The 24,858-nt window shown below is 44.8% G+C and carries 22 protein-coding genes, 3 pseudogenes and 1 riboswitch; of the genes and pseudogenes, 2 read left to right on the forward strand and 23 right to left on the reverse strand.

What is annotated here, in order from left to right; all coding sequences use genetic code 11:
• A pseudogene (locus ACERC5_RS07560) lies at positions 1 to 330 on the forward strand (transposase); the annotation flags it as partial.
• Positions 331 to 454: 124 nt separating this feature from the next.
• Here ACERC5_RS07560 and ACERC5_RS07565 read toward each other — a convergent pair.
• The 14 genes and pseudogenes from ACERC5_RS07565 to rlmD form a co-directional block, all read right to left on the reverse strand.
• On the reverse strand, positions 455 to 1,081 hold the full coding sequence (locus ACERC5_RS07565) for a LemA family protein (RefSeq protein WP_373660516.1): 627 nt from the start codon (positions 1,079 to 1,081) through the stop codon (positions 455 to 457).
• 59 nt (positions 1,082 to 1,140) lie between these two features.
• On the reverse strand, positions 1,141 to 5,535 hold the full coding sequence (locus ACERC5_RS07570; RefSeq protein WP_373660517.1) for a PolC-type DNA polymerase III: 4,395 nt from the start codon (positions 5,533 to 5,535) through the stop codon (positions 1,141 to 1,143).
• A 133-nt stretch (positions 5,536 to 5,668) separates the two neighbouring features.
• Positions 5,669 to 6,421 carry a TatD family hydrolase gene (locus ACERC5_RS07575; RefSeq protein WP_373659297.1) on the reverse strand — a complete coding sequence of 251 codons (753 nt, stop codon included), beginning with the start codon at positions 6,419 to 6,421 and terminating at the stop codon, positions 5,669 to 5,671.
• Positions 6,418 to 7,146, reverse strand: a complete 729-nt coding sequence (locus tag ACERC5_RS07580; protein WP_373659296.1) for an ABC transporter ATP-binding protein — start codon at positions 7,144 to 7,146, stop codon at positions 6,418 to 6,420. The genes ACERC5_RS07575 and ACERC5_RS07580 overlap by 4 nt, the downstream gene beginning before the upstream one ends.
• The gene (locus tag ACERC5_RS07585) at positions 7,146 to 8,138 is read right to left on the reverse strand and encodes an ABC transporter substrate-binding protein (RefSeq protein ID WP_373659295.1); all 993 of its coding nucleotides are present in this window, start codon (positions 8,136 to 8,138) and stop codon (positions 7,146 to 7,148) included. Before ACERC5_RS07585 ends, ACERC5_RS07580 begins: the two co-directional genes overlap by 1 nt.
• Positions 8,135 to 8,908, reverse strand: a complete 774-nt coding sequence (locus tag ACERC5_RS07590) for an ABC transporter permease (protein ID WP_373659294.1) — start codon at positions 8,906 to 8,908, stop codon at positions 8,135 to 8,137. Before ACERC5_RS07590 ends, ACERC5_RS07585 begins: the two co-directional genes overlap by 4 nt.
• Complete coding sequence (locus ACERC5_RS07595) at positions 8,880 to 9,158, reverse strand: MTH1187 family thiamine-binding protein (protein WP_373660518.1); 279 nt, start codon at positions 9,156 to 9,158, stop codon at positions 8,880 to 8,882. Before ACERC5_RS07595 ends, ACERC5_RS07590 begins: the two co-directional genes overlap by 29 nt.
• Before the next feature lie 51 nt (positions 9,159 to 9,209).
• Positions 9,210 to 9,312, reverse strand: a riboswitch (TPP riboswitch).
• Between the two features lie 643 nt (positions 9,313 to 9,955).
• Complete coding sequence (locus ACERC5_RS07600; protein ID WP_373659291.1) at positions 9,956 to 11,671, reverse strand: sensor histidine kinase; 1,716 nt, start codon at positions 11,669 to 11,671, stop codon at positions 9,956 to 9,958.
• Positions 11,668 to 12,402, reverse strand: coding sequence for a response regulator (locus tag ACERC5_RS07605; protein ID WP_373659300.1), 735 nt, complete (start codon positions 12,400 to 12,402; stop codon positions 11,668 to 11,670). Before ACERC5_RS07605 ends, ACERC5_RS07600 begins: the two co-directional genes overlap by 4 nt.
• A gap of 47 nt (positions 12,403 to 12,449) precedes the next feature.
• A complete protein-coding gene (gene msrB, locus ACERC5_RS07610; RefSeq protein WP_373659290.1) occupies positions 12,450 to 13,568 on the reverse strand; it encodes a peptide-methionine (R)-S-oxide reductase MsrB in 1,119 nt (372 codons plus the stop codon).
• Between the two features lie 21 nt (positions 13,569 to 13,589).
• The gene (locus tag ACERC5_RS07615; protein WP_373659289.1) at positions 13,590 to 14,153 is read right to left on the reverse strand and encodes a redoxin family protein; all 564 of its coding nucleotides are present in this window, start codon (positions 14,151 to 14,153) and stop codon (positions 13,590 to 13,592) included.
• Positions 14,154 to 14,165: 12 nt separating this feature from the next.
• A complete protein-coding gene (locus ACERC5_RS07620; protein WP_373659288.1) occupies positions 14,166 to 14,495 on the reverse strand; it encodes a hypothetical protein in 330 nt (109 codons plus the stop codon).
• Positions 14,496 to 14,523: 28 nt separating this feature from the next.
• The gene (gene ccdA2 / locus ACERC5_RS07625; protein ID WP_373659287.1) at positions 14,524 to 15,243 is read right to left on the reverse strand and encodes a thiol-disulfide oxidoreductase-associated membrane protein CcdA2; all 720 of its coding nucleotides are present in this window, start codon (positions 15,241 to 15,243) and stop codon (positions 14,524 to 14,526) included.
• Between the two features lie 445 nt (positions 15,244 to 15,688).
• Positions 15,689 to 16,878 (reverse strand): annotated as a pseudogene (gene rlmD / locus ACERC5_RS07630) (23S rRNA (uracil(1939)-C(5))-methyltransferase RlmD).
• 48 nt (positions 16,879 to 16,926) lie between these two features.
• On the opposite strand from rlmD, the pseudogene ACERC5_RS07635 reads away from it, so the two are divergent.
• Positions 16,927 to 17,566: pseudogene (locus ACERC5_RS07635) on the forward strand (phosphotransferase).
• Between the two features lie 206 nt (positions 17,567 to 17,772).
• Here ACERC5_RS07635 and ACERC5_RS07640 read toward each other — a convergent pair.
• The 9 genes from ACERC5_RS07640 to gatC form a co-directional block, all read right to left on the reverse strand.
• On the reverse strand, positions 17,773 to 18,285 hold the full coding sequence (locus ACERC5_RS07640; protein WP_373659286.1) for a transporter accessory protein: 513 nt from the start codon (positions 18,283 to 18,285) through the stop codon (positions 17,773 to 17,775).
• Positions 18,266 to 18,634 carry a hypothetical protein gene (locus ACERC5_RS07645; protein WP_373659285.1) on the reverse strand — a complete coding sequence of 123 codons (369 nt, stop codon included), beginning with the start codon at positions 18,632 to 18,634 and terminating at the stop codon, positions 18,266 to 18,268. Before ACERC5_RS07645 ends, ACERC5_RS07640 begins: the two co-directional genes overlap by 20 nt.
• The gene (locus tag ACERC5_RS07650; protein WP_373660519.1) at positions 18,631 to 18,891 is read right to left on the reverse strand and encodes a hypothetical protein; all 261 of its coding nucleotides are present in this window, start codon (positions 18,889 to 18,891) and stop codon (positions 18,631 to 18,633) included. The genes ACERC5_RS07645 and ACERC5_RS07650 overlap by 4 nt, the downstream gene beginning before the upstream one ends.
• Entirely contained in the window at positions 18,891 to 20,255 is a 1,365-nt protein-coding gene (locus ACERC5_RS07655) for a hypothetical protein (RefSeq protein ID WP_373659283.1), read from the reverse strand. Before ACERC5_RS07655 ends, ACERC5_RS07650 begins: the two co-directional genes overlap by 1 nt.
• Entirely contained in the window at positions 20,200 to 20,928 is a 729-nt protein-coding gene (locus tag ACERC5_RS07660) for an ATP-binding cassette domain-containing protein (RefSeq protein ID WP_373659282.1), read from the reverse strand. The genes ACERC5_RS07655 and ACERC5_RS07660 overlap by 56 nt, the downstream gene beginning before the upstream one ends.
• 56 nt (positions 20,929 to 20,984) lie before the next feature.
• Entirely contained in the window at positions 20,985 to 21,206 is a 222-nt protein-coding gene (locus ACERC5_RS07665; protein ID WP_373659281.1) for a hypothetical protein, read from the reverse strand.
• A gap of 194 nt (positions 21,207 to 21,400) precedes the next feature.
• Positions 21,401 to 22,840 (reverse strand): Asp-tRNA(Asn)/Glu-tRNA(Gln) amidotransferase subunit GatB, encoded by a 1,440-nt coding sequence (gene gatB / locus ACERC5_RS07670; protein ID WP_373660520.1) that lies wholly within the window; start codon positions 22,838 to 22,840, stop codon positions 21,401 to 21,403.
• Positions 22,840 to 24,306: an Asp-tRNA(Asn)/Glu-tRNA(Gln) amidotransferase subunit GatA gene (gene gatA, locus ACERC5_RS07675; protein WP_373660521.1), complete on the reverse strand. Its 1,467-nt coding sequence runs from the start codon at positions 24,304 to 24,306 to the stop codon at positions 22,840 to 22,842. The genes gatB and gatA overlap by 1 nt, the downstream gene beginning before the upstream one ends.
• A complete protein-coding gene (gene gatC, locus ACERC5_RS07680) occupies positions 24,306 to 24,608 on the reverse strand; it encodes an Asp-tRNA(Asn)/Glu-tRNA(Gln) amidotransferase subunit GatC (RefSeq protein ID WP_373660522.1) in 303 nt (100 codons plus the stop codon). The genes gatA and gatC overlap by 1 nt, the downstream gene beginning before the upstream one ends.
• Positions 24,609 to 24,858: the final 250 nt, after the last annotated feature.

Genomic DNA, 24,858 nt, shown 5'->3' on the forward strand with positions numbered 1-24,858 from the left:
AAAAGAACACTACGAACTTTATCAACTGCTCCTGTTTCATTTTCAAGAAAAGCAAGCTGACCAGCTCTTTGGGCTGATTGAGGAGACGATTTCAAGCGTTAATCCTGTCTTTCAGACAGTTTTTAAGACTTTCTTGAAGAATAGAGACAAGATTGTCAACGCCTTGAAACTGCCTTACTCAAACGCTAAACTAGAGGCGACCAACAACATCATCAAGGTTATTAAGCGCAACGCCTTTGGTTTCAGAAACTTTGAAAAGACAAAACTCGCATTTTCATTGCCATAAACATAAAACGAGAGAAGACAAGAACTGTCCTCTCTCGGTGTTAAGTNACTTTGAAAAGACAAAACTCGCATTTTCATTGCCATAAACATAAAACGAGAGAAGACAAGAACTGTCCTCTCTCGGTGTTAAGTGGGTCAACCCACTACAGTTGACAAAGAGCCAGATAGTTTAAATCCCTAGCATTTCATCTGTAAAATCGGCTACTGGTTTTTCCTTGTAAAATTCCATATCCTTCAAGCCAACCAGCTTAGTAATGATACTAATTGGAAACTGATGAATAGCTGTGTTATACTCCTCTACTTGGTAGTTGTAAGAGAGTTTCCACTGGGCAAGATTGTTCTCTGTCTCAAAAATTTCCTGCAAGAGTCGTTCCACATTTTTGTTGGCCAAAAGTTCTGGCATGCCTCGTAAAAATTGTCCAAACTCTTCAGACGTCTCCACTTTACTAGATTTCATCACCGTTTTTTCTTCAGACCTACGGACTTTAGAAACTGATTTATTCAAATCAAGAATGGTTTCTTTTTCAAGACCTTGATGCTTATCAACAAAGCGGTTGGCCTTATCTAACAAAGCTTCGTTACGTTCTTCGATGATCTTAATATGGCTTTTACTAGCTTTTGCTGCTTGCTCGGTGCGCCGAATTTGGTTATATTGTGACACCATATGCCAGATTAAGCTGGTCACAAGACCTGCACCAACAAAGAATCCCGGAAAGGGTTCGACAACTGTCTCTGACTCTACAGGTGAGGCAAAGGAAAAGATGAGAACCCATAAAAGTGTTGATAAGATCACCACTCCAATTCCTTTTAGAACTCAACAAGTATATTTTTCTTTTTCATTCGTATCCTTCTTTTTTAAAGTAAATCATCAAACAGACTAAGCTGGTTATCCTCTGGCAAACCTGCCAGAATCCCCATCTCAGTCATCTTATCCACCAGCGTTGATGATAAACCACCGCGTTTACGGAGTTCAGTTTTGGAGAGAAATTCCCCTTCGGCACGCGCCGCAACCAGCTGTTTAGCAACGTTCTCCCCCAGGCCCTCAAGGGCGACAAATGGCGGAATTAAGATATCTCCTTCAATCTGGAACTCGATGGCATCGCTCTTATAAAGATCGAGTTTGCCAAAAGTAAAGCCGCGCTCCAGCATTTCATTAACCAGCTCCAAGGTGGTGAACAGGTCATTTTCTACATTGCTGGCCTCATTATTTTTCTTCTTTTCTTGAATATCCGCCATGCGCGCCTTGACAGCTTCGAGGCCACCTGACATGGTCTTAAGTTCAAAAGCCTTGGCACGGATGGAGAAATAAGCACAGTAGTAATAAAGCGGGTGATGCACCTTGAAATAGGCCACTCGGAGCGCCATGAGCACATAGGCTGCTGCGTGAGCTTTAGGGAACATATACTTGATTTTTCCACAGGATTCGATGTACCAGTCAGGCACATTGTTATCACGCATGGCTTGGATATAACCGTTGCGCTCCTCCTCAGAAATTTTCAGCCAAGCTCCTTTACGTACCCGCTCCATGATGTTAAAGGCCATCTTGGGCTCAAGTCCGGCGTGCATGAGGTAAACCATGATGTCGTCCCGACAACCGATAACGGTTTTTAGGGTAGCAATGCCCTCCTTAATCAAGTCTTGGGCATTACCCAGCCAAACGTCCGTTCCATGGGAAAGGCCAGATAGCTGGAGCAGCTCAGCAAAGGTGGTTGGATGGGTCTCATCCACCATCCCTCGAACAAAGTTTGTCCCAAACTCTGGAATGCCAAGCATCCCTGTCGCTGTCCCAATCTGCTCTGGGGTTACTCCCAAAATCTCCGTCCCAGAAAAGAGGGCCATAACCCCTGGGTCGTCAGCAGGAATATCCTTAGGGTCAATCCCTGACAGGTCTTGGAGTTTACGCACCATGGTCGGGTCATCGTGCCCCAGCACATCGAGCTTGAGCACGTTCTCATCAATATCGTGGAAGTTGAAGTGAGTGGTTTTCCAGCTAGCCGTGACATCATCAGCTGGGTACTGCACAGGGGTAAAGTCATAGACATCCATGTAGTCTGGGATAACAACGATACCTCCAGGGTGCTGACCTGTCGTTCGTTTGACTCCAGCTGCCCCTTTGGACAGGCGATCAACCTCAGCTTCAGGGTAAAATTTGCCATAGTCGCGCTCATATCCACGGACAAAGCCGTAGGCCGTCTTATCCGCTACCGTACCCACTGTTCCTGCACGAAAGGCATAATCGTCACCAAAAATATCCCGCACGTCGTTGTGGGCAGACGGCTGATCATCTCCTGAGAAGTTCAAATCAATATCAGGCACCTTGTCGCCATCAAACCCAAGGAAGGTTTCAAAGGGAATATCCTGACCATCCTTTTTATACCGAGTGCCACAATCTGGACAGTCCTTATTGGGCAAGTCATAGCCTGATCCGTAAGAACCGTCGGTGATAAATTCAGACTTCTGACAGTTCGGGCAAACATAGTGGGGCGGCATGGGGTTGACCTCGGTGATGCCAATCATAGTGGCGACAAAACTTGATCCAACCGAGCCCCGCGATCCGACCAGATAGCCTCGCTCGTTGGAGCGGTTCACCAACATCTGGGAGGCCAGGTAAATCACGGCAAAACCGTTACCTAGAATGGAGGTTAGCTCCTTTTCAATCCGTAAATCAATAATATCTGGCAGGGGATTGCCATAAATTTCAAAAGCCTTTTGATAAGTCAACTCAGCAACGGTTTCCTCAGCCTTTTCGATGTAAGGGGTATAGAGGTCTTTTTTGACCACTTCGACCTCTTCAAATCGATCTAACAAGGCGTTTGGAGCGGTGATAACAATCTCCCGCGCCAGCTCATTGCCCAAAAAGGCAAACTCGTCCAACATCTCGTTGGTGGTGCGGAAATGAGCCTTAGGCAGGGGAGCAGGCTGGGCATTCTCACCACGACCAATCGTCCAGTTAATCTGAGCCCCCTGCCCCAGACTGCGGACGATGATTTCACGGTAAATCTCGTGTTCAGGTTCGAGGTAATGAACGTTACCTGTCGCAAGGACTGGCTTGTCCAACTGACGACCGATGTCAATCAGGTCTCGGATCAGCTCCTCAACCGCTGCCATATCCTTGATATTATCCTTGGCAACCAAGGGGGCGTAAAGCGCAGGTGGCATCACCTCGATAAAGTCGTAATAGCCAGCAACCTTGAGGGTAGCCTCCTTCCCTTGGGAGAGCAGGGTGTCAAAGACCTCGCCTTCCGAGCAAGCCGTGCCCAGTATCAGCCCCTCGCGGTGCTCATCCAAAACCGTCCTAGGAATCCGCGCTACGCCATCAAAATACTTGACGTTGGATAAACTGACGAGCTTAAAGATATTTTTCAGCCCGACTTGGTTGGTCACGTAGACCGTGGCATGCTTGACCTTAGCTTTCTTGTAGGAATCCTCTGCCACCAGCTTGGTATTGAGCTCAAGGAGATTAGTCAAGCCATGCTTTTCTCTGACCTCCGCTAGGAAGATAAAGAGCAACCGTCCTGTCGCCTCGGCATCGTAGTTGGCCATGTGGTGATGTTCCAGAGACACCCCAAACCGTTTGGTCAAAGCTGCTAAACCGTGACGCTTGTAGTCTAGGTAGAGATTACGGGCAAATTCCAGCGTGTCAATCACTGGCTGGCTGATGAGTGGGAAACCGTAACGTTCGTAGTTGGCATCCATAAAGCCCACGTCAAAGGTGGCATTGTGGGCGACGATGACAGAGCCCTCACAGAAGGCCTGAAACTCAGCTAAGACCTGCTCAATCGGCTTAGCCCCTCGAATGTGGTTGTCAGTAATCCCCGTCAGCTCAGTGGTAAAGGCAGACAAGGGATGACCAGGATCAATGAACTCGTCAAACTGTTCAACGATATTACCCTTGTACATCTTGGAAGCTGCGATTTGGATCAATTTATTGTGAACGGCAGATAGTCCTGTCGTCTCCACGTCAAAAACGACATAGGTCGCTTCGTGGAGGTCAACATCAGCGTCATTATAGGTGATGGGCACCTTGTCCTCAACGATATTGGCTTCGAGACCGTAGATGACCTTGATGCCGTTTTTACGGCCAGCATGGTAGCCGTGGGGGAAACTCTGTACATTACCGTGGTCGGTGATGGCAATCGCCTTGTGCCCCCACTTGGCAGCAGTCGCAATCAAGTCCTCAACAGTTGGTAGGGCATCCATGGTGGACATGTTGGTGTGAGCGTGGAACTCGACCCGCTTCTCCCCCTCTGGCATTAAGTCCTTGCGCTCATGATGGACGATGGTTTTGACATCTTGCACATTCATGGTCAGGCTACGGGTGTAGGGGTTGTTCTCGATTTGCCCGCGGACACGGAGCCAGGCCCCTTTTGTTACCATATCGTATTTTTTGAGTTCCTCATCGTCCTTAGCCCATTTTTGCAGGGCAAAACTGGAGGTGTAGTCGGTCATCTTGAAATTGATGATGTGGCGACCGGTCCGTGTGGTTTTCTTCTCCACATCAAAGACCACCCCTTCAAAGACAGGGCGCTCGCCCTCCATCTCCAACGCCTCAATCATGGGCGTGATCTCTGCTTTTTCAAAGCCTGCTTGACGGGTCTTGGCGCGCTCCTTAAAGTCAAAGGCAGGCTTGACTTCTTCAGGCGGAGGCACGCTAGCTTCTAGGGATTTTTGGGCGGCAATAGCAGAGCTAGCAGCTTGGTTGATTAGCTCCTCACGGCTGGTCTCAAAGGAGCTGACCAGTGCTTCTGTGGTCTTAGCACAGGGCTCAAGGCGAACAGTCAATTTTGGAAAGCCAAAGTCTTCCAACTGCTGAACAAGATTGGGCAGATGCTTGTCCTGAAAATGTGCTAGCGACAGAAACTCAGGGGTTTCAATCACCAGCTGGTCGTCCTCATGGCGGACAGCTAACTGTGCAAAGGCTGCGCGAAAGCTAGCATGATTACAGGGAGAAAAAGCAAAAGCCTCGCGATAATAAGCCTCCAAAACAGCTGCTGAGAAGCTCGGCTCATTGACCAAAATCTCTAAAGATACCCCAATGTCTGCTTGAGCAAAGGTTGTCTCCAGCAGTTGACGCAGGGTGCGGTAATGCGCCACAGGCAGCAACTGGTCAAACCGAAGACTAAAATCCCAGCGACGGCTCTGGCTATGCACCTGAACGCTGGCAATCTGCCCAGTCTGAAAAACCGATGTCGCCATCACCTCATCAGGCAGGGCAATCTGGCTCATCAACTGTCGAAATAAATCTGACATCGCATTCTCCTCTCTGCGGTTCTTATCGTGTTTAGTATTCCTATTTTACCATAATTTATCCTCTTGTCGTCGCCAAATGATAGCACATGATAAAAAACCTTGCCAAAGATTGCTTTGACAAGGTGGTCATAGATTAAGTCATCAAGAGCTGATAGGCGTTTTGGGCGAGCTGCCTTTGTACCTGAACGACAGAGAGCTGTTTTAGTCTGGCTATGGTCTCAACGGTAGCCACAATCAAATCTCTCATTTCCTGATAAGACAGCTGTTTAGCAACCAGCCAGTCAAGTGCCACTCTGCCATCGCTCTCTAACAACAGCCTCTCCAGTGCTACTTCACGCACCAACGCCTGAACGACAGGGTCTGTTAAGATCGCAGGCCCGATGGTAAAATAAGCCCCCAAGGCCAGATAATCTACCACATAGGCTCTACAACTGTACCAATGCAGAATGATAGGAACGTCAATCCCTTGTAAGAGACTGAGGAGGTCACCTTCACAACCCTTGGTATGAAGGAGGAGGGGTTTCTGATGCTTAACCGCCAACTCAAGAGACTGCAAGAAGCGGCGCTCCTGCACAGACAATGGTAAATCAGTCCAGACCCTATCGAGCCCAATCTCACCCACTAGCGTTGCTTGTTTAATCAGTTCTTCGTACTGGTTCTCAAAATCTTGCTCAAATCGGTCAGCTCGCCAAGGATGGCAGCCAACACTGAGGACAACTGGTAGCAGATGACCAGACTGATTTGCCAAATCAGCCTGCCACTGTGTGATCGTCTCATATTCTGCCAGACTAGATACATTAAGGCAGGGAGTGATGCCGTATGTCTGATAAAATTTCAAATCCTCCAAAGACGCGACATGCGTGTGGCAATCATAGAATTGGTTCATCTGTCAAATCCCAAGACCTGCAAAATTTGCTCTTTGTAAGCCAAGTGTCTATCAGCTGGTAGCTGTCCGTCGTCTCGCTCGATGGTCAGCTCTGCCATGACCCGACCGGGACGAGGACGTAGGACATAGATGCGGTCGCTGAGCGTCAGAGCTTCATCAATGTCGTGGGTGATAAGGAGGGTCGACAGCCCCAGCTCACGCTGGGTGTCCAGATACCAACCATGAAGCTCCCGCTTGGTCAGGGCATCAAGGGCAGAAAACGCCTCGTCCAACAAGAAAAGCTTGTGCTTGAAGAGGTAGGTGCGAAGCAGCGCCACCCGCTGTCGCATACCACCGCTCAATTCCTGCGGGTAGCGGTCTTGGTAGTTCAGTAGACCAAACCGCTCCAAGAGTTGTCTGGCTTCATCGTAGGCTTCTGCTTTTTTGACGCCTTTGATAATGAGAGGCAGGGCGACATTTTTCAGAACCGTCTTGTGCTCTAGGAGCAGGTCTTTTTGAAGCATGTAGCTGACCTTGCCGACAAAATCCCTGCTCCCATCGATTCTTATCTCCCCCTTTTGTAGAGCTTCAATCCCTGCAATCAGGTTAAAAAGAGTGGTCTTGCCAACACCGCTAGTGCCGATGAGAGCAACAATCTCTCCTCGTTCGACCGTCAAGTCAATGTCTGCCAGCACTGCTTGCTTACCGTAGGCGTGGGAGACGCCTGTTACGTTTAGCATACTCATCAGTCGAGGTAGTCGTTGCTGAAGCCTTGGTCAGCCTTGAGCGGGGTTTCGGTCAGCTTGTTGTCATTGACCCAGCTGTAGAAGGCATTCCAGCGGTCAGGCGAGATGTAGCCCCACTTGCTTTTGTCGGTTGCGTATTGACCAGCCAAATACTCTTGGGAAGCGATGATAAAGTCTTCTTGCCCTTCCAATTCTGGGACATGCTTGATGAGGATTTTAGCAGCTTCTTCTGGGTTGTCCATGGCATATTGATAGCCTTTTTTGATGGCAGAAAGGACTTTTTTGGCTTCCTCTGGATGTTTCTCCAGATAATCATTGTTGGCGATGATGACAGGCGTATAGTAGTCCAGCTCTGCGGCATAGTCTTTCAGGTAGAAGAAGTTAGTCTGAACCCCTTGACTTTCTGCCAAGACACCGTCCCAGGCGTAGAAAATCCAGGCCATGTCAAAAACGCCATTTTCCATAGCTGTGATGGAATTGCTGTCGGTGTTTGGCACTAGCTCCACGGACTTGACATCCGCCCCCTGCTTCTTCAAAAGCGTCTCAATCATGGCCAGCTCAATCGGGTCATTCCATGTGCCATACTTCTTGCCAACCATGTCTTTGGGCTCTGCAGCACCTGCTTTTTTTGTTGAGATGACACCAGAAGTGTTGTGCTCGATGATGGCAGCAACAGCCGTTATCGGAGCACCTTTGGACAGCTTATTGGCCATGCTGTCTTGGAAGTAAATGCCAAACGGCGCCTTATTGTTAATGATAAGGTCAGACGAGCTGTCTTCTGGCGGCAGCTTGATGTCGAGGTCGATACCGACTTCGTCGAAATAGCCGAGCTCCTTAGCTACATAGAGACCTGTGTGATTGGTGTTGGGTATCCAGTCGAGGATAAAATCTACCTTCTTGAGGTCCGACTGAGCAGCCTCATTCCCAGACGAGCAAGCCACTAAACAGAGGGTTCCGATAAAGCCCACAAGGGCAGTAAGCAGTTTTTTCATTTCTTTTCTCCAATGTATTTCCATTTCATAAGGTATTTTTCGCTCCACTTAACCAGCTGCATAGAGCCAAGGCTGACCAGAGAGGTCAAGAGGATAATCGCAAACATGGTATCGTACTGAAAAAGCTTTTTGGTCCGAATCATGTAGACCCCCAGCCCCTCAAAGCCACCCAACCACTCAGACACGACCGCTGCGATAAAGGCATAAGACACGCTGACCCGCAAGCCCGCATAAAAATAACTAAGGCTGGTCGGGATTTTCACATGCCAGAGAATCTGCCACTTACTGGCATTCATCAGCCTCAGCAGCTGGATGGTATCCTCATCTGCTTGGCGAAAGCCATCCAAAATCGCCACCACGATAGGAAAGGTCGTGGTCAGGACAATCAGGACAATCTTGGGCGCCATGCCATAGCCCAGCCACAGCACCAATATCGGTGCAAGCGCAATGGTTGGCACGGTCTGGGTGATGACCAAAAGCGGATAAATGGCCTTGTGAAAAAGGGGAAAGGCATCCATGACAAGGGTCAGCAAGCAGGCGATGACCACCCCATAACTCAAGCCCACCACCGCTTCCAGCAAGGTCACCTTGGTGTGAAACATCAGCTGGTCACTGTTTCGCACAAAGGCTTGCAGGATCTGAAGGGGTGTCGGCAAGATAAACTTGGGAAGCCAGCCCAGCTCACCCGCTAGTTGCCAGACCACCAAGAGACCGATGATGGTCAAAAAACTTACCCAGCGGTCAAATATACTGGTCGATTTTTTCTGCAATACTTAAAATCCTTCCATAATTGATTTTCACATTGGCAAAGACATTGTCACAGTCCTTACCAGCTAGTTCAATCGCTCCTTTGAGGGTCACCATCAACTCCTCATAGTCTCCCTCGATGACCGTCTCAAAGGGCGTCACAACCACATCTGGGTGACGGCTCTTGAGATAGACAATCACCCGATCAATCGTCGCCAAGCGTTCATGTGTCCCCAGGGGTAGGATTTGCAGGGCGATACTGGCATTTAACACACAAAAAACCTCCTATATCCATGATACGGGAGGTTAGTTTGAACACGCAAAAAATCCAAGTGATTTCTTCCCTACGCTGGCATGACCCAGATCAGGTGCGGTCGCAACTACCAGTTGCCTCTCAGCCTGTTCACAGACTCCCGTAAACTTATTATAGCATGTCTAGATTCGTTTAGCAAGTATTTTTTGTGAATTTGTGATTATCTTTTTGATACCTCGTTTCAAAGAAATATCTTTTGTCACAAGCCTGAATTTCAGAAAGTAAACAGATGACCTGTGGATAAGATCTACAACCATCAAGATGGATACCAGTATCGTCAACGTCATCGCAAGTCCAATGTCCAGTTTTTTTCCGATGTCATGTGACTCTTTTTGGCGTTCCTTGTCGATCAGACGTTGAGTCATCAGCTACCAATCCCCAGCTAAGGAAGGACAACTTAATTTTCCTGACGCCCATGTTCAGTAACTGCGACAACTCACGTCACTTGAAGACACTTTCTAAGAAGGTGCAGAGAGCTCTGTTAGCCGCTGTAATGGTGGATGAGATGGGGAGATAGTCTACCAGACGATTCACTCCCACCTCCGCATAGGGGTGAGTTGCTGTGCCCTTCTCAGGTTTTCCCGTCCTGAACCCCTCAACCACCGAGCCTTGATTAAATGGCGATAGTGACATTTTTATCTCAGCCTGAACTTAAAAATCAGGACGTAAAAGGAAGAGCTTCTAAAATTTCAATTCGATCTTTTTTCTATCCTTTAGAACATGATTGGAAAGAAAGAGCATGCTGAACATTTAAAAATTACAGTTCTTTGACTCGCTTGGGCAAAAAGAGGCTAACCTGTGTAAAGTGGTCTTTTTCAGAGGTAATTTCCATGTGGTAGTCCTTGCCAAATTGCAGAGCTAGGCGCTGATCGACATTTTTAAGACCAACTCCGCCTTGATGGACGGTTTTTGTTGTCCCCGTTGCCTTATTTTGACTATCCATCCCTTTACCGTTATCACGAATGTCAATGCGTAGGTGCTCTGCTGTTTCACTAACAGTAACTTCAATCAGCCCATCACGCTCGACTTCCTTGATACCATGGTAAATGGCATTTTCGACAATCGGCTGTAAAATTAACTTGGGTACTTGATAGTCTGCATAGGCTGACAATTCATGGAGTTCATAGTTGAGCTTATGGCCATAGCGCTGCTTTTGAATAAAGAGATACTGACGGACATGTTCCATCTCATCCTTAAGACAAATTTGCTCATTGCCATTATTGAGAGCTATGCGAAAATATTTTGCCAATGCCTTGGTAATTTCCACCACGCGCTTGCGGTCATTGAATTCCGTCATCCAAACAATTGTATCTAGCGTATTGTAGAGGAAATGAGGGTTGATTTGACTGGCTAATGCCACCAGCTCATACTCCCGAATATCCTGCTCTTGTTGCTTGACAGAAGCCATGAGAGCGTCAATTTGATCCAGCATTTTATTGAAATAGCGCGACAAATCTAACAGTTCAGCCGTTCCCACTTCCTTGGCACGCAGGTGTGACTGCCCCTGCCCGACTGCCAAAATAACCTCCTGCAAGTCACGAATCGGTTTTAACCAGATACGAATGACCAAAGCTGAACCCAAGCCAGAAATCAAGAGGGCAACCAAGCCTGCTCCCAAAAAGGCGTATAGGATTTGATGACGAACCATGTGAAGTTCATCAAGAGACGATACCCCAACCAAGGTCCACTGGCTGTCTGGAATTTCAATCTGATAGACGAATTCTTTTTTTGAAGAGGTATAGCCATTTTCCACCACCAAGTATGGCTGCATCGCATCCATCTCCTCCTTAGAGGAATAGACTTCTTTTTTTGGATGATAGACAAACTCTTTCTGAGAATTGACAATAAAAGCGAAACCTGTATCGCCTAATGTTAGCTGGTCCAAATAGTTTTCTAACCTACTATAGTCAATATCCAGTCGTAGTACCCCCTTATTGTTGCCCTCGCTGTCCTCAATCTCTCGTGTAATCGAAATAACCCATTGTTCTCCCTTTTGGGTCAGAGATTCCTTATGAGCAGGGGTCAAAACAGGCATGGCTTTCTGGTCAATGGCTGCTTGATACCAAGATTCCGCCATCATATCACTAGAAGTTTTCATGGTGAGCTGGCTATCTGTCGAAACCACCTGACCTTCTTTGGTCACTAAGACGGCAGAGACCAAATCAACATCTCCCATAAGCAAGCTATTCATCAAAAAGAGCAACGCCTCTTTGTGATCTTCATCAGGATGAGCAATATACTCTTTCAGTAACCGATTCCCTGCCAAACTATTGGTTGTCTGCTTTAGCTTGTTCAGATAGGAAGTAATGAATGAGCCACTCTGCTGCAAACTATCGCGCGTTTTCTGCTCGATCAGATGCCCAATTTCAGTAGAACTCGTCTGGTAATAGAAGGTTCCGACCACCCCAAGGAGAGCCATCATCACTAAAAAACTATAGAGAAATAATTGCACTGCCAAGGAATGTTTTCTCATTCACCTTCTCCTTTCCGAAATTGTCGCGGTGTCACACCAACTGTCTGCTTGAAGCGTTGAGAGAAATAATTGATATCCCAAAAGCCAACTTTTTCAGCAATTTCATAAATTTTTAAATCGGTTGTCAACAATAAGAATTTCGCTTGCCGCATTCGTTCTTGGTTGAGATAATCCTGAAAACTCATCCCCACGTCCTTCTTGATGAGGACGCTAAGATAATTGGGGCTAAAGCCTAGGTCATCTGCCAGATGCTTGAGCGAAAAATCGCTGTCACCTAAATGGTCGCGAATCTTTTTCTGCAAGTCCGAATAGTCTTCTTGCCTGATGTACTTTTCCAGCTTTTCTTTTTTTACATCTTGATCTAGCTTATCTTGGATTTTTGATAAAATGCCTTCCACATCTGCCTTACTAAAGGGCTTGAGTAGATAGTCATCTGCGCCTAGCTTGAGTGCAGAAAGAGCATAGTCAAACTCATCATAGCCTGTCAAAAAAACAAGATGACAGGCTGGGCGCTCTTCTTTAATCAATTGCGCTAATTGAATTCCGTTCATTTTGGGCATATTGATGTCTGTCAAGACGATATCAAATGGCTGGTCTTGGAAGAGTTCCCAAGCCTTGCGGCCATCTTCTGCCTCAGCGACACGGTCAATTTGAAATTTTTTAAAATCAATCAAAGAACAAATACCTTGTCGAACAAGGTATTCGTCTTCTACTATCAGTATAGAATAAATGATCTTCACCTTCTTTTGTTCGCTTTGTCCTTATTATAACAGAAAGACTAAACATAGGCTAGGAGGTAACCATATCCTTTAGCTTCCATCTCTGCTTTCGGGATAAATCTAATCGATAAGCTATTGATACAGTAGCGAAGACCTCCCTTATCTTCTGGTCCATCTGTAAAGACATGCCCTAGGTGGGAATCCCCAACGCGACTCCGTACTTCCGTCCGTGTCATATTGTAGCTTGTATCTTCTTTATAACGAGCGACATCTGGGCTAATAGGTCGAGAGAAACTTGGCCAACCACAGCCTGATTCAAACTTATCCTTGGAAGAAAAGAGGGGTTCTCCTGTCACAACATCCACATAAATACCATCTTCAAACTGATCCCAATAACGATTGGAGAAGGCTCTCTCTGTAGCATTGTTTTGGGTGACATCGTACTCTTCCTTGGTTAATTTTTCCTTAATTTCTTCATCACTTGGCTTTTTATATTTACTTTCATCGATGACAGGGTAAACCGCATCATTGACATTGATATGACAGTAGCCATTTGGATTTTTCTTGAGGTAATCTTGATGATAGTCTTCTGCTAAGACATAGTGATCAAGTGGTACATTCTCAACCACGATAGGCTTGTCAAATTTCTGACTTAGTTCGTTTAAGGCCTGTTTGATGATCGGCGCATCCTCTTTATCTGTATAGTAGATACCTGTTCGGTATTGACTTCCGACATCATTGCCTTGCTTATTTTTGCTTGTTGGATCAATGATACGGAAGTAATGCAGGAGCAAGTCACGCAAAGTGATTTCACTCTTGTCGTACTGAATGTGAACAGTCTCTGCATGCCCTGTCTGACCAATTAACTTATAGTTGGTGGTATCACTCTTACCGTTAGCATAGCCAACCGTGACATCTACCACTCCATCTACCCGTTCAAAGTAGGCTTCCACTCCCCAAAAGCACCCTCCTGCCAGATAAATTTCCTTTAGATTTTCAGGAGCCACCTTAGACGTATCCTTTAATTGACGTTCTGTACTTATTTGCTTGGCAGTTGGAGCTGTACTCATCTTCTCACTATCGGTCTTTGACCCCACCTTCAGAAAGATAAAAGCCGATAAGACAATGAGCCCTAAAATAGTCACTCCTACTAAAAATGATTTCAGTTGAGGTTGCATACACTGACCTCCATTTCTTTATTATTTAATCGTTTCAAGCGTTTGAACAATTTCTGTTTTCTCCATATGACCAGGCATCACCTTTGCAACAACACCATCGCTCCCAATGAACGCCGAGGTCGGATAGACACGAACACCGTATTCTTCAATCAGTTTTCCACTTGGATCTAAGAGGACTGGCAAGTTCTTGTGACCAAGTTCTTTGTACCATTTCTTAAACTCTTCTTCTGATTGTTCGCCTTTTTTATTAGGAGAAACAACTGAGAGAATGACCGTGTCTGCCGGTGCATCCTTAGCTAAGCCATCGACTTCTTCTAATCCAGCTAAGCAGATAGGACACCATGATGCCCAAAACTTGAGATAAACTTTTTTCCCCTTAAAATCTGACAAAGTATAGGTTTTTCCATCCACACCCATCAAACTAAAATCGGACGCTTCTTTGCCATCATTCATCTGTTGATCATCTTGTTTGTCTGCCATTTTAGCTGTTTCTGCCTTTTGATTATCTGTTTTTATTTGCGTAGAGCAGGCTGCTAACAAGCCTGTACAAGCTAAAGCGATTGTCAGTAGTTGGAGTTTTTTCATAAACGTCCTCCCTTAATTCTTTTCTCCATCTGACATCTTGTCGTCTTCCATCTTGTCATCGGACATTTTATCGTCTGACATCTTATCATCTTTCATGTTGTCATCGGACATTTTGTCATCAGACATTTTGTCATCAGACATCTTGTCATCTGACATCTTGTCGTCTTTCATGTTATCATCTGACATGTTGTCGTTTTTCATTTTGTCGTCGGACATCTTGTCCTTTTTCTCCATCATAGAGGACTCGTCTGTCTTTTTATTATCAGATTTAGGCTGGGGTGAGCAAGCTGCTAAGAAAGTACCGCAAGCAAGTAAGATAGCGACTGTTTGTAATTTTTTCATGATATGTGTACTCCTTTATGTAAAATAGTTAGTTAAAAATTGTTTCGAAAAATGCAGTAATGGCATCGACCTTTCCTAAAACGAGGATAATTCCCATTAGGATAATCAAGGCTCCACCGACCTTTTTCATGGTGACCATGTGTGGTTTTAGTTTATTAAACTGTTTGACAAGGGCAGAGCTTGACAAAGTGATGAGTAGAAATGGCAAAGACAAACCCAGTGTATAAACCAGAAGCAAAAGCCCCCCTTGTACCGAACTGCCTCCGCCTGAAGCAGCCAATCCTAGAACAGAGCCTAGCACAGGGCCAACACAAGGGGTCCAGCCAAAGCTAAAGGTTAAGCCCAATAAAAATGCTGACAAGACACCTTTTTTAGTTTGGAAATTAAAGCGAAGCTGTTTCTGTTTTTGCAGGCTAGCAATGTTAATCCATTCCATCTGGTGGAGCCCAAGAACAATAATGATCAGCCCCATGACCACTCTGAAAGTTGGGCTGTTGAACAGACTTCCCAGACTGGCTGCACCAAAACCTAGTAACAGAAAAACAGAAGACAAACCAGCCATAAAGGCTACGGTCTTGAGCAAGCTGTACCAGTTAATAGAAAAACCAAAGAGGGAAACTGTTCGCTCCTTGCTCTCATCCAGCAAAATCCCCAGATAGACGGGCAAAAGCGGAAAGATGCAGGGAGAAAAGAAAGATAAGATCCCAGCTACAAAAACTGAAAACATGAAGACAAGTGAGGTTCCCATTCGTAACTCCTTTCTAACTTATTTCGCTTGACATATTCAGTATAAGATACTCACTCGAAAAAAAATATAGACAATCCCCTTCAAAAACTCGAATTTGGTGTGCTATTTTTCTATAGGACATGTATAAAATGCTGAAATAAAATGTTCTCTCAGTTAAAAAATGAGAACACTTATGTTCTCTCATTTACCTAATCACTTGATTATCTTGTCTTCCACAGGCAGGCAAGGTAAAAATATCCTCATCAAGATCCTTTTGGGGACTTTAAAGTCTTCAAAGACCACCATCTACAACTGCAAAATACCTGAAAAAGAGCTTAAAATCATAGATTTTTAAAAAGCCCTTAGTTGTAGTTTCACCACCGCCTCAGTCCTAGTGGTATGCAGAAGTACAACAATCCTAATAACTGTTGAAGCCCGGGCTCAAGAAACAAGAATAACGAGTGGACTACCTGCGAACCAGTTTCACCACCGCCTCGGTTCGTGCAGTATGGGGAAACATATCGACGGACTGGATATACTTGACCTCGTAGACCTCGCTCAGCTTGACCAAGTCACGCGCCAAGGTCGAGACATTACAGGAGACGTAGACCATTTTTTCAGGGGCATAGCGGAGCACGGTATCAAGAAGCCTGTCATCCAAGCCAGTTCTCGGTGGGTCGACGACGAGGGCTGTGGCACGGTAGCCTGACGCATACCACTTCGGAATGATGTCCTCTGCCTTGCCCGCTTCGTAGTAGGTGTTGTCAAAGCCCATGGCTGCTGCATTTTGCCTAGCATCTGCGATGGCTTCTGGGACAATGTCCATGCCACAGACGCTTCTCACCTTATCCGCAAAGGCAAATCCAATCGTCCCAACCCCACAGTAAGCGTCGATCAAGTCATCGTCCGCCGTCACATCTAAGGCCTTCACTGCTTCACCATAGAGGACATTGGTTTGCTGGGGATTGAGCTGGTAAAAGGCCCGAGGAGACAGGGCAAAGCCGTAGTCCAACACCTCTTCCTGAATGGTCTCCTGTCCCCAGACAATCTCTGTCTGCTCGCCATAAATCTCGCTGGATTTGCTGGTGTTGAGGTTGATTGCTACGGTCTTGATTTCTGGGTAGGCGGTGGTCAAATCCCTAATCACCCCTGTCAGTCTGACCGCCTTGCTGGTGACAAAAATCATCTGAACCTGATCGGTCGCTACTGCCCGACGCACCATGACCGTCCGCACCCCTGCGACTTTGCGCTCATTGTAGATGGGCACCTTGTGCTTGTCCAGTAGCTGAACCGTGCTGTTGATAATGTCCTGCGTCAGCTTATCCTGCACTAGACAGTCCTTGATGTCAATCAAGCGGTGACTACCCTCAGCATAAAGTCCCGCCTTGATCGAACCACCAAAAGAACGGGTCTGAAACTGCAACTTGGCACGGTAGTGAACAGGCTTGTCCATGCCGATGGTCGGGCGAATGTCGTAAGCCTCATAGCCTCTGGGCTGGAATTTTTCTGCACCTGTGTGACCTGACAATAAACCTCCTCACCTTTCAGGGCACCCTTGACAAAGACCAAGGTTTTCTTGTAAAACCCAATTCCTTCACCGTTAATCCCCATCCGCTTGATTTTCGAGGGAAAGCGTTGTTTTTCTCGTAATATCATAGGTTTATTGTACCACTTTGTCCTAGTAAATACCACGGAAAACGTGGTATAATGGCAGAAAAGGAGACCGCCATGACCAACTTAAATCCACATGATTTCCCCAAAGTCCTCGCCCCCTACCTGGCAGGAGCAAACGTTCAGGACTGCAGTTCTCGCTCAACTGCCACTGTCTGGGCATTGAGTACAGGCTATTTTTTAAAGGTGGACTCCCCAAACGCACTGGCCCGTGAAGCCCAGTGGGCGGATTGGTTCTTCCAGCAAGGACTGGGTGTAGAAGTCGTACTTTATATTACTGACGACCGCGATTACCTGCTGACCAGAGCTGGCGACGGGCAACCTGCCCACGCCTACCTTGACCGTCCTGACTCGATTTGGCATTAGTTGCCGTGAAGAGGCTTACGCCCTCATGGCAGAGCAGCAAGACCTCTTGCAGGCTGATGCCCTGATTCATGGGGATTACTGCCTGCCAAATGTCCTCTTTGATGACCAGCTCAACTTAACCGCCCTGATTGACTTGGGGTTGGCTGGTCTATCCGACCGCCACATCAACCTCTACTGGGCCATCTGGTCGCTCAACTATAACCTGGGAACAGACCAATATAGCGATACTTTTTTGGACCATTACGGTCGGGACTTGGTTAACGACGACAAATTGACATTGATTGCTGCTATTGAAGCTTTTGGATAAATAAAAAAACTAGAACTTATGATACAAACAGTTCTAGTTTTTCGTTTAACTTAGCATATTTATACCAGTTCTATGGGGCTTGTTTAATCCAACAACTTCTGCAATTCCTAAGCCACTTGTGGGTTGGGTTGGCTTGATCTTTCCCATATCTGCTTTTAGAACAACCACATTGTTACAACATCATTTATTCTATTTTTGAAAGAGCATTATTGCTCCAGATGATTAATTAAACCTTTCAAATCCTGCCTTAATTTTTCAATTTCCTCATCACTCATCTTCTCTTGCTTCGCATTATGTCCCTCAACAGTTCCGGTGTGTACTTTGAACTCTCCCTGGCTATTAATAGCTATTAAAAAGGGAACATAAAGTCTATCACCATCAAAATGTTCAATATAGATATCTGACACAACTTGTTTCACATCCTCGGAAAAATTCTCAGATTTGGTATCAATGTTATAAGCAACCTGATTTGATAAACTAAGCTCTTCCATTAGAACAGGTTTTAACTCCCTACACCATGGACATGTTTCAAACCCAAAATAGTACAAACCAGCTTCCTTACTTTGGATTTTCTGAATAATATCAGAAGTTTCCAACTTAACAAACACCTGCTCACTTCCATACCGTTCTCCATAACTTACTGGCTGTTTAAACGCCACTAACGTGACAGCAACTAATGATAGCACAAACACGACCAAACTAATCAAGCTTTTTCTCATTTGTTCTCCTCCAAATGTGATATAACGACAATAAAATAACTTCACCATCATTGGTAAACGGTAATAAATTAAATAAATTTGCGAGAAAAAATAGTTTCAACAAAAAACTAAATAAATTATAAGCTGGAATAAATTGCCCAAGAACCACTAAACTCAAAGGTGCTAAACCAGCAATACATAAATTATGCCAATGATTTTGCTGATTTGGATAGCAAATGGCAGGAGCAAAGAAAATCCATTTGAGTATTGGACGATACCCCAGGCTGACAGCAACTAGCCAATGCAAAAATTCATGCAGAATTACTGAAAAACACAGCGTGGTGATAACGGTCAAGAATAATGCCATCATTTTTTCTTCAAATACCGAATCAGGGTGTAAACAACCAACCAAATAGATACTACTGCTAAATAGACTATATAAAATCGTTGTGTCACAGAAAAGAAGTTTGTTAAAGTCTCTGGGGTATCAATATTTTGAATTCTCAACCCCATAATAGTCTCTTGAGTGTCGTTATAAAGCCGAAATAAAGTCATCCCAGAGGTCATCATAAACGCCATTAACCAAATCAAACTAGCATACACTACTTGTTGTAAATAGTTTTTCATCATCTATTCTCCGTTTCTTTTTTAATCACATAGATTAATAATATCAGTAGCAATCCTGCTATCGGAAGCAAGGATAGAGGAAAGCTAATCATCAATAACATCAATATCACAACAAGAACAATTAACAACAAAGAGACCATCTCATTGCTACTGCTTGTTGAACGAGGAAATAAAAATCCAATAACCAAACTAGCTAGACTAAGTGTCACTCCTTGTAGGAAAGCAACTGGGGGCATTTTCAGATAAATTGAAAGCAAAGCCGTTGGAAATTGAAAGACCAGTATTGCTGTGACTAGTGTGATAACTTCCTCTTTAGTTTCTATTCCTAAATGAGTATAAATCGTTCGGTGTTTCAGTGTTGAATCAGCATAATAAACAAAAGCAATACTCAAAAATGGCCAAAAATTAATAAGATGATGAGCCGCTAACTCCATACCATCACTAAACCAGGCATAACAACCGATGAACAGGATCAATAACAGACTATACAAGAAAAATTTTGTCCGAATAATGGCTAAACTAGCCCACTTCACCCGTCTTTTCAAAAAAGCTAAGGGCGGAACTTTCAGAAAGGATTGCTTTAAGAAAACAAGATCAAGTTGTGTTCTATCAAGAACAGACAGTAAGACTAGGCCCACTACAGATACCAACAAGGAAGCACTGGCTAGCATCTCTGGGGACAATGAGCGTTTAGCTAAATAACTGTCAATTTGAAACCTAAGAGAAAATGAGCAAATTAACGCACAGATAAAATAAGTTATCGTTATCAACAAGTGATTGCTTTTTGCCGATAATGGAAGGTATTTAAGGGACAAGATATAAATCCAATTTGACAGCAAGTAGGAACTTAAAAAGAAACAGTGTGTGGAAAAAAACAAGCAAATCGCAGCTAATGGAGAGCGTAATAAACTGAGCCCTGGTATTAAAATAATGAAAAAGAATTCAAAACAACATAGAGCCATTCCAAGCTTAAACCATTTTACTGATAAATAAACTTCCTTCTCATGAAATGGTAATACCTTGGACATAAATAGCGAACTTGGAGTCAGTTTAACGGTTGTGTTTATAAACAGAAAAATAAACAGACCAGCTATGACGGCCAAATTATTATAGCTACTAATAGATACTAAAATAATTGTCTTCAGCTCTTCAAAGCTATATTGCTGCCCAATATGTGACAGTTTCGAATATTCCACAACATTTATATAAAAATAAACTAAATAAGCTAACATTGATGCTAATAAAATAGCATAGCGACTCTTGGTGTTCTTCAAAAAAGACTGCCTCAAAAGTCCTTGTAAAGAATCCCTAAGATATAATTTGATGAGATGAAAACTGTTGGCGAATGTTCTGTAATTTTGCATCTAAACCTCCTGTACCTTTAATTGCTTCAGCAATCATTTCGACTTTTCCTTCAAATTTAGACAGTTTTCCGCAACTCATAATATAAATATTTCGTGGAAAAGACAGGAGTGTATTGAGGTCATGTGAAACAAGCACAAACGCCCTTGTTAATTGTAATTCTTTTAGCAATTCTTGGACTAAGATGACCGTATCAAAATCTAACCCGCCAAATAATTCATCTGCAAAAACATAGTCTGTTCCAGCAGCAATAGCTGTCAACAATTGAATTTTTTTCTTCATTCCGAACGAGAAGGTTTCTAGTAATTGGTAGCGACTTTCTTCTAAATCAAGCACATCGAACAAAAAATCAACCTGATCCATGCTGGCTTTAGGGTAATAGGCAAGCATCATTTGAAGATACTCATTCGCTGTCAAATATTCTGGTAAATAGAAATCAGAGGGAATATAGAAAATTGATTTTTTATATTCCCTTGTACCAACGTCATGTCCCTCATAGATTAAGGTTCCAGAATCTGGCTTGAGTAAATTCGTTACCATATTCATAAAGGTTGTTTTTCCACAACCATTTGTACCAACAATAATATAAACGCCGTTGGAGGGGAAGATGGTATTTAAATCATCAATAACCTGTTTTTGTCCAAAGCGCTTCGATAGATTTCTTATTTCCAACATTTGATATCCTCACAATAAACTCAAGGGACTATGCGTCCCTGAGCTTTTTAATTAATCTAGTTACAAGCCACTCCCATTTGACCTGATCGTGGCCAATTAAATTTTACATTAAATGCAAAACTTCGACCACGACTTGTACAATACCAAGCATACCACCCAATTGCCGCCAAAACAACAAGGCCAACAACTATCCAAACCCAACGGTTTTCAATGGTTTTTTGATATTTCTCTTCGAGAGAAAACAAGTAACTATAAAAAGATTTAGATAATGCTGTCATCAGACATCTCCTTATCAATAACTTTTTTGAGGCTCATTGCTCTCACTTATTTATTCGAAAAACTCCTTTAAAAATCTTGTCAAATTTAACTTTTTTTAATTAATCATCTCAATGCCCAAGGCGTTCTGCTTTATAACTCACTTGATAAAAAACAAAAAGATTGAAGATAAGAAAATCTACAATCTTTTTATTTACTAATCCAACAACTTCTGCAATTCCTGAGCCAAGAGTTCTTGAGCCACTTGTGGGTTGGCTTGACCTTTGGTAGCTTTCATGAGGAAGCCTGTAAAGGCCTTGTCGGCGTTGCGCTTGCCTGACTTGAAGTCTGCGACGGCTTTTTCCTGCTGGGCAAAGACCTCGTGAATAATCGGAATCAAGACGGCTGGGTCAGAAATCTGCACCAAACCTGCTTGCTCAACGTAGGTTTTAGCTGAGCCGCCGTTTTTAGCCAGATGGACGAAGACTTTTTTGGCGATTTTTGAGGAAATGGTGCCATCGTCGATTAAGGTCAACATCTCAACCAAATTGTCTGGGGTCAAGGCAATCTTATCCAGAGTGGTTTGCTCAGTGTTGAGGTATTGAGCAACATCGCTCTGAAGCCAGTTGGAGACCAACTTAGCATTACCACCAATAGCGACAGCCTGTTCAAAGAAATCAGAGGTTACCTTAGTCGCTGTCAACTGACCAGCATCGTAGGCGGTCAGCCCCAGCTCTGCTATGTAGCGAGCCCTGCGAGCGTTTGGAAACTCAGGGAGTTCCTTGCGCATAGCCTCAATCCAAGCGTCGTTAATCTCGTAAATCGGCAGGTCAGGCTCAGGGAAGTAGCGGTAGTCGGCGGAGCCTTCTTTGACCCGCATGAGGATAGTTTCACCACTGGCCTCATCATAACGGCGGGTTTCCTGACGAATCTCACCACCTGAACGGAGGACTTTGGCCTGGCGTTCAATTTCAAACTGCAAACCCTTACGGACAAAGTTGAAGGAGTTGAGGTTTTTGAGCTCGGTCTTGGTGCCGAATTTTTCCTGACCATAAGGGCGCAGGGAAATGTTGGCATCCACCCGCATGGAGCCTTCTTCCATCTTGACATCAGAAATGCCCGTGTACTGGATAATCTCCTTGAGGGCAGTCAGGTAAGCATAGGCCTCCTCAGGGCTACGCATATCCGCCTCAGACACAATCTCAATCAAAGGCACACCCTGACGGTTGAGGTCAACATAGGAATAGCCGTCTATCCCGTGGGTATTTTTCCCAGCATCTTCTTCCAGATGGGCACGCTCGATACGGATTTTCTTGGTTGAGCCGTCCTCCAGTTCAATCTCAATCCAGCCGTTATAGCCAATCGGCTCATCAAACTGAGAAATTTGGTAGGCCTTGGGGTTATCAGGGTAGAAATAATTCTTACGGTCAAAGTGCATAATCTGATGAATCTGCATGTTGAGCGCTAGAGCTGCCTTAATCCCTGCATCAATGACCCCCTTGTTCATGACAGGAAGCACCCCAGGGAAGGACCAGTCAATCACGTTGGTGTTGGCATTTGGCTCTTGCCCAAAATGCGCAGACGAGGGCGAGAAAATCTTGGAATTGGTGTTCAATTCGACATGAACTTCCAATCCAATAATGGTTTCAAAATTCATTAGGCATCACCTCCAAAAATCACCGGCTGTTTGGTGTGGTGGTCAGTTGTTGCTTCAAAGGCTGCAGCCGCTTGGTAAATCAGGGCTTCGCTGTATTTAGGTCCAATCAGTTGTAGACCGACAGGCAAACCGTCCACAAAACCTGATGGGATGGAAATGGCTGGCAGACCTGCCAGGTTAACTGGAATAGTTAACAAATCAGCCAGGTACATGGCCACAGGGTCGTGATTTTGTGTACCCAAACCATAAGCCAGATCAGGGGCAGTCGGTCCCAAAATCAAGTCATAGTCTGCAAAGACCTGCTCAAAATCACGGATAATCAAGGTTCGCACCTGTCCAGCCTTTTTGAAGTAGGCATCATAGTAACCTGCTGACAGGCTAAAGGTGCCCAGCATAATCCGACGCTTCACTTCCTCGCCGAAACCTTCGCTCCGCGATTTAACATAAAGCTCCTCAAGGTTGGTCACCTCAGGCGTGCGATAACCGTAGCGAATGCCATCAAACCGTTGAAGGTTGCTGGAAGCCTCAGAGGAGGCGATGATGTAGTAGACCGCTACACCATACTTGCTATGAGGTAGGCTGACTTCTTCCACGATAGCCCCCAGACTTTCAAAGTGTTTGGCTGCGGTTAGAATATTTTCTTTAATGGCTGGTGAAATGCCTTCTCCCAGATACTCCTTAGGCAGAGCAATTTTCATCCCCTTAATGTCTCGTCCGATAATGGCTGTAAAATCGCTGAGTCCCTTAGCTGTTGATGTGGCATCACGCTTGTCATGACTAGCAATCACGTTGAGCAACTGAGCATTTTCCTTGACCGTTGGTGCAAATGGCCCAATTTGATCCAGCGAAGACCCAAAGGCAATCAGACCATAACGAGAAACACGACCGTAGGAAGGCTTCATACCGACCACTCCATTAAAGGCCGCTGGCTGGCGAATAGAACCTCCCGTATCAGAACCCAGCGATAAGCGCACCTGACCAGAAGCCACAGCTGTCGCGGAACCACCAGATGACCCTCCAGCTACCTTGGTCTGGTCCCAAGCGTTTTTGGCAGGCTTGAAGGCAGAGTTCTCGTTAGACCCTCCCATAGCAAACTCATCCATATTGGTCTTCCCGATGACAATCATATCCTTAGCATAGAGGTTCTCAACGGCTGTGGCATCAAAAATCGGCTCATAATTCTCCAGCATTTTGGAGGCCGCTGTCGTGAGTATTCCCTTGGTAGAAATATTGTCCTTGACCGCTACAGGGATGGCAGCCATGACGTTAGTGGCATCAATGCCTTGCTCGTCCAGACGGCGAGCGGCCGCTAGCGCCTCTTCCTCATTGAGACTGAGAAAGGCACCTGTTGCCTCTTCCCGACTCTTGATGTCTTCAAAGGTTGCTTGGGTCAACTCAAGGGCAGAAATTTCTTTCTTGACCAAGAGATCATGCAAGTCATCTATTGTCTTGTGATTAAAGGTCATTAAGCGTCACCTCCACCGTCCAGCATAGCTGGAACCTTGATTAAATTGTTCTCGTGGCTCGGTACATTTTTGAAGAGCTCTTCACGATTCCAGCCCTTCTCTGCCACATCGTCACGCATGACATTTCTAGTCTCGGCCATAGTGGTGGTCGCTGGCACACCAGTGGTATCAACTTCTTTTAGTAACTCTACCATATCAACAATTTTAGACAGAGTCATTGCAAAGTTTTTTGTTTCTTCATCAGTAAAAGCTAGTTTAGATAACTTTGCCACATGACGGACATCAGTCTCTAAAATCTTCATTCCTTTCCTCCATTTCAAAGTTTCTCTATAATTATAGCATATTTTCGATGAACACAACAGATAGACAAAATTTTGATTCATACACATATTCAAATAGTGAAAAATTAAACAGCTAGTAATATGAAAAAAGCGGCTCTATAATTTCTGTAGTGGGTAAATCCACCATGGAGATTATAGAGCCTTTTGAGTGTAGAAAAAAAGTTCCATATGACCTACAATGAAAAGTGCTTAAACAACTCATTAGAAAGAC

This window comes from Streptococcus sp. E24BD (genome assembly GCF_041807825.1).
Classification (GTDB): domain Bacteria; phylum Bacillota; class Bacilli; order Lactobacillales; family Streptococcaceae; genus Streptococcus; species Streptococcus entericus.

Bases quoted from the DNA above. Each gene is read 5' to 3' on its own strand.
- ACERC5_RS07570 (WP_373660517.1), bottom strand. From the start codon at position 5,535: ATGTCAGATTTATTTCGACAGTTGATGAGCCAGATTGCCCTGCCTGAT.
- ACERC5_RS07575 (WP_373659297.1), bottom strand. From the start codon at position 6,421: ATGAACCAATTCTATGATTGCCACACGCATGTCGCGTCTTTGGAGGAT.
- ACERC5_RS07580 (WP_373659296.1), bottom strand. From the start codon at position 7,146: ATGAGTATGCTAAACGTAACAGGCGTCTCCCACGCCTACGGTAAGCAA.
- ACERC5_RS07585 (WP_373659295.1), bottom strand. From the start codon at position 8,138: ATGAAAAAACTGCTTACTGCCCTTGTGGGCTTTATCGGAACCCTCTGT.
- ACERC5_RS07600 (WP_373659291.1), bottom strand. From the start codon at position 11,671: ATGAGAAAACATTCCTTGGCAGTGCAATTATTTCTCTATAGTTTTTTA.
- msrB (WP_373659290.1), bottom strand. From the start codon at position 13,568: ATGCAACCTCAACTGAAATCATTTTTAGTAGGAGTGACTATTTTAGGG.
- ACERC5_RS07615 (WP_373659289.1), bottom strand. From the start codon at position 14,153: ATGAAAAAACTCCAACTACTGACAATCGCTTTAGCTTGTACAGGCTTG.
- ACERC5_RS07620 (WP_373659288.1), bottom strand. From the start codon at position 14,495: ATGAAAAAATTACAAACAGTCGCTATCTTACTTGCTTGCGGTACTTTC.
- ccdA2 (WP_373659287.1), bottom strand. From the start codon at position 15,243: ATGGGAACCTCACTTGTCTTCATGTTTTCAGTTTTTGTAGCTGGGATC.
- ACERC5_RS07640 (WP_373659286.1), bottom strand. From the start codon at position 18,285: ATGAGAAAAAGCTTGATTAGTTTGGTCGTGTTTGTGCTATCATTAGTT.
- ACERC5_RS07645 (WP_373659285.1), bottom strand. From the start codon at position 18,634: ATGATGGCATTATTCTTGACCGTTATCACCACGCTGTGTTTTTCAGTA.
- ACERC5_RS07650 (WP_373660519.1), bottom strand. From the start codon at position 18,891: ATGAAAAACTATTTACAACAAGTAGTGTATGCTAGTTTGATTTGGTTA.
- ACERC5_RS07655 (WP_373659283.1), bottom strand. From the start codon at position 20,255: ATGCAAAATTACAGAACATTCGCCAACAGTTTTCATCTCATCAAATTA.
- ACERC5_RS07660 (WP_373659282.1), bottom strand. From the start codon at position 20,928: ATGTTGGAAATAAGAAATCTATCGAAGCGCTTTGGACAAAAACAGGTT.
- ACERC5_RS07665 (WP_373659281.1), bottom strand. From the start codon at position 21,206: ATGACAGCATTATCTAAATCTTTTTATAGTTACTTGTTTTCTCTCGAA.
- gatB (WP_373660520.1), bottom strand. From the start codon at position 22,840: ATGAATTTTGAAACCATTATTGGATTGGAAGTTCATGTCGAATTGAAC.
- gatA (WP_373660521.1), bottom strand. From the start codon at position 24,306: ATGACCTTTAATCACAAGACAATAGATGACTTGCATGATCTCTTGGTC.
- gatC (WP_373660522.1), bottom strand. From the start codon at position 24,608: ATGAAGATTTTAGAGACTGATGTCCGTCATGTGGCAAAGTTATCTAAA.